This window comes from Ligilactobacillus sp. LYQ135 (assembly GCF_053711055.1).
On sequence record NZ_JBSJYT010000015.1, the window covers coordinates 7,364 to 11,069 of the forward strand.

3 protein-coding genes are annotated in these 3,706 nt (G+C 29.2%); 1 reads left to right on the forward strand and 2 read right to left on the reverse strand.

Annotation, left to right across the window (positions count from 1 at the left end; all coding sequences use genetic code 11):
- Window positions 1–1,079, reverse strand: a 1,079-nt coding sequence (locus ACWCL1_RS08815; protein ID WP_454546545.1) for an Ig-like domain-containing protein, incomplete at its 3' end; no start/stop codon positions are given.
- 482 nt (window positions 1,080–1,561) lie between these two features.
- Between ACWCL1_RS08815 and ACWCL1_RS08820 the strand changes: the two genes are divergently transcribed.
- Window positions 1,562–1,987 (forward strand): YjdF family protein, encoded by a 426-nt coding sequence (locus ACWCL1_RS08820; RefSeq protein WP_454546546.1) that lies wholly within the window; start codon window positions 1,562–1,564, stop codon window positions 1,985–1,987.
- 1,198 nt (window positions 1,988–3,185) lie between these two features.
- On the opposite strand, the gene ACWCL1_RS08825 is transcribed toward ACWCL1_RS08820, so the two are convergent.
- On the reverse strand, window positions 3,186–3,706 hold a 521-nt coding region (locus tag ACWCL1_RS08825; protein ID WP_454546547.1), incomplete at its 5' end, for an IS30 family transposase.

The window sequence follows — 3,706 nt, forward strand, 5'->3', positions numbered from 1 at the left end:
CTTGACTTACTGCTTGAACTACTTTTAATCGATGAGCTTGACTTACTACTTGAGCTACTTTCAATTAATGAGCTTGACTTACTGCTTGAACTACTTTTAATCGATGAGCTTGACTTACTACTTGAGCTACTTTCAATTGATGAGCTTAACTTACTACTTGAGCTACTTTCAATTAATGAACTTGATTGAGCCAAATCACCGTCAGCATTTCCAGAACCAGTCACGTGAATTGAAGCAGCAACGCTACTAATCCCTAGTTGTTCTGATTTAGCTTCAACTGAATTTTCTAAGTTTAATGATCCAGAAAATGTAGGTTGAGTTTGATATACAATTCTGATAGCTTGATGTACATTATCTAAGCTTAGTGTAAATGTATCACCATCAACCTTAATATACTGAAATGGATCAGCAATATTCTCTTCCACTGTAAAATCATTATTTTTATCTACAGATCCCAATTGTAATTGAAAGGAATTCAGAATATATTTCTGAGCACCTTTTAATGTATCAATTATTTGTATATTAGTTAAATCTTCAGAGTTAGGATTATATACTACTACCCATGTTGGAATATCATTTCCATTAAGCCAACCATTTTTGTTAACTTCCCAATTTTGAACTTGCTGATTTTCATTTCCATTTCCACTAAAGGTTAATGTTCCATGAATATTATTATACTTATGAGTTTCATAGTAATTATTAAAAGTTAGAGTACCTTGATGAGCTCCTTTATTAATTATAAAATCACCTATCACATTGCCTTGACTATCTTTAACTGCGAATTCCGTAGTGGCTAAAACATCTATACTATCTGGCACTTCAAAGATAGCAACATCTCCCGACTTTATATTTGTTCCATTAGGAATGCTCCAATTATATGAAACAGTGTAGGATTCCCATTTATTTAAATTATTTTGATCGGTAACATCTTGGCCTTTAGAATTAGTTATTTTAGCATCCTTTACTGCAGTACCTTGAATTGATACAGTTTCGGCTTTTATAAGTTGATTCATATTAATGCCAATTAGTGAAATTATGATGGTAACTATAATTGTTAATATTATATTCTTTTTAAGCATAACTTTTTTTCCTTCTAAATAATATTTATGAATACTATTTAAAAGTAGCAGCACTATATTAAGTTATGCATAATAATTATTAAAGATTATGTTATTAGTAATTAATTTTTTCTTAAAAGAAAAGATTGAAAATTACTACTATGGCAAAAAATAATTTAATAAATTATTTTTTATGATTATACTGAACGTGAAACTAACTTCGCTTTCATTTAATTTTTTATTTTTATATATTTAATGATTTAAACATTAAATATAATTTTTGGTAATTGATATTTCATTTCGTAAAGTTATATATATTGTTTTTTTAAATTACAGGTTCATATAAATTATAAAAACATTATGTTAATCTATTAATATAGATTTAGAGATAAAAACACAGTTTTGGTTGGTAGTCCAAACACAAACTATTATTTTAATATTTGTCAGTAACCTTCCTCCAGGTCGTCCATTCTCTATCTTATTAAATCTAAGGAGGAATTATCATGACTAACTGCTTGAAGTTAACTATCATTTTTGATGCTCCTTTCTATAAAGGAATCTTTGAAAATCAAATTGATAATAAATATTTTGTTGCTGCCATAAATTTAGGAACATCTGAACCTAAGATTCGTGATATTTATCAACTAATCTTGCAAAGATGGCAAACTATATCCTTTTACGCTAGTTCAAAAGAATTATCACAAGTTACTAAAAATATCAGTGTAAAAAAAATGCAAAAACAAGCTCGCCAAAATAAACACAAAGCTGTAAAATTTCACGGAACTAAGGCACAACAAGTTTTACAAGCTCAACATAATGATCTCAAGTTGCAACGCAAACAAATACATAGGCAACAACAACTATTAACCAAACAACAACAATTTGAATTAAAACAACTAAAGCGTCGAGAAAAGCATAAAGGACATTAATTATTTCTATATTTTCTCTAGTCATATAATTTCAATTTATAAATATAAAAGTCTTTGATTATTTTAGTATCCTCATTTGATACGATCAAAATATCAAAGACTTTTTATTATTAATTATTTTTCTGATATGCTTCTCTATAACCTTCAAGATAATCAATGATCTCATGCAGTTTACCATTGAAAAGTTTATTAATACGTATCAAAGATTTTAATGGAACAAATTTAAAGCGATTGAATTTATCTGATAATTCCTTTGCATATCCTAATTCAAAATCACTTAACTTATTTTAACATTTTTATATTTATAAGTATAATTGTGAGAATTACATGCTGAATAGGCATTATTATAATCCCCATTTTCATAATATTTTTTTTTCATAATCATGAATATTGAATTTCATTATGACTACTCCTTAAAGTTTAATAACTAGTTCAATTATATCACTCCTCTTTATATATTTTCTTTTACACACTCCCAAATTATTTATAAAAAGCGAAACTAAATGATAATTTCGTTTTCATTAAAAAATATTCATATTTTCATAACTTTTTGCTTTAACTTTATTAAATTTTGCTATTTTTAGCAATCCCTCCTTCTAAATCGTAATCTGTAATAATTTGTAACAATTAGTTTTTAACTATTTAACTTTCATATTTAACCGCTCCGGTAACTCAATACCATCATGGCGCTTCGCATATCTTCGATATGTGTAGGTTCACTGACCAACGAGCCTCAAATCTTAGAGACATAGCACGCACTTATTCTAGTCCATGACTAACTGTTGAAACAGGTAATCTAACCTGCAGATTCAATTCACAAATTATCAAATCCTTATCTATCCATTTGTCAAAGAACAAACAGTAAAAAGAAACTTAATTTGTAAAATTATCCCTGTTAAATCATGCTACTAAAAAATGAAAATCGTAATTCTTTTTTTCAAGACAGGTAGTAATTTTTAAAGTGAAAACCTTAGTTAATACTGAGGTCTAATTCCTTTTACCACCTTTAGAATACGACACTTAGAAGTAGTGATTTTATCGACTCTTAAGAATTTATTAATACTGCTGTAACATGATGGCAATTATATTACATATAATCAAGTTATTGTAATTGTTTTGTAACTGTATTTTAATATTAAAACCACTCTTTAAATGCGACAAAAAAAGAATTGCAATCACTGCAATTCTTAAATTTTTATTAAGATTGATTTTTACGAGCTTGATAGCGAGCAATCCGTTTAAGTTGTTGCTCAAAGGCTTCTTGTGCCGTTTTACCATGTAAAATCTGCCGGGGACGCTCATTAATCTCACGCGCGACAGCTTGAACATCACGGTCAATTAAACGCTCAAAACTAGTACCCTTCGGGATATATTGCCGTAACATGCGGTTACAATGTTCATTGGTTCCCCGTTCTTCTGGTGAGTACGGGTGACAATAATAGGCTTTAATCCGTAATTCGTACTCTAAACAATCCATAACTTCGTGATTAACAAATTCCGGTCCATTATCAAAAGTCATTGATTTTATAATCCGACACGCATTTGATCCGAAAGACTGCCAAAAACGCTGTAAAATTTTAACAATTTCAAATCCATTTTGTTGTTCAGCGATAAAGCATTGATAGTAACGAGTTTTCCGTTCGGCAAAAGTGACAATCACTTTACGCCCACCCCGCCGGGGAACGACACAATCAACTTCCCAATGACCAAAATATTTAC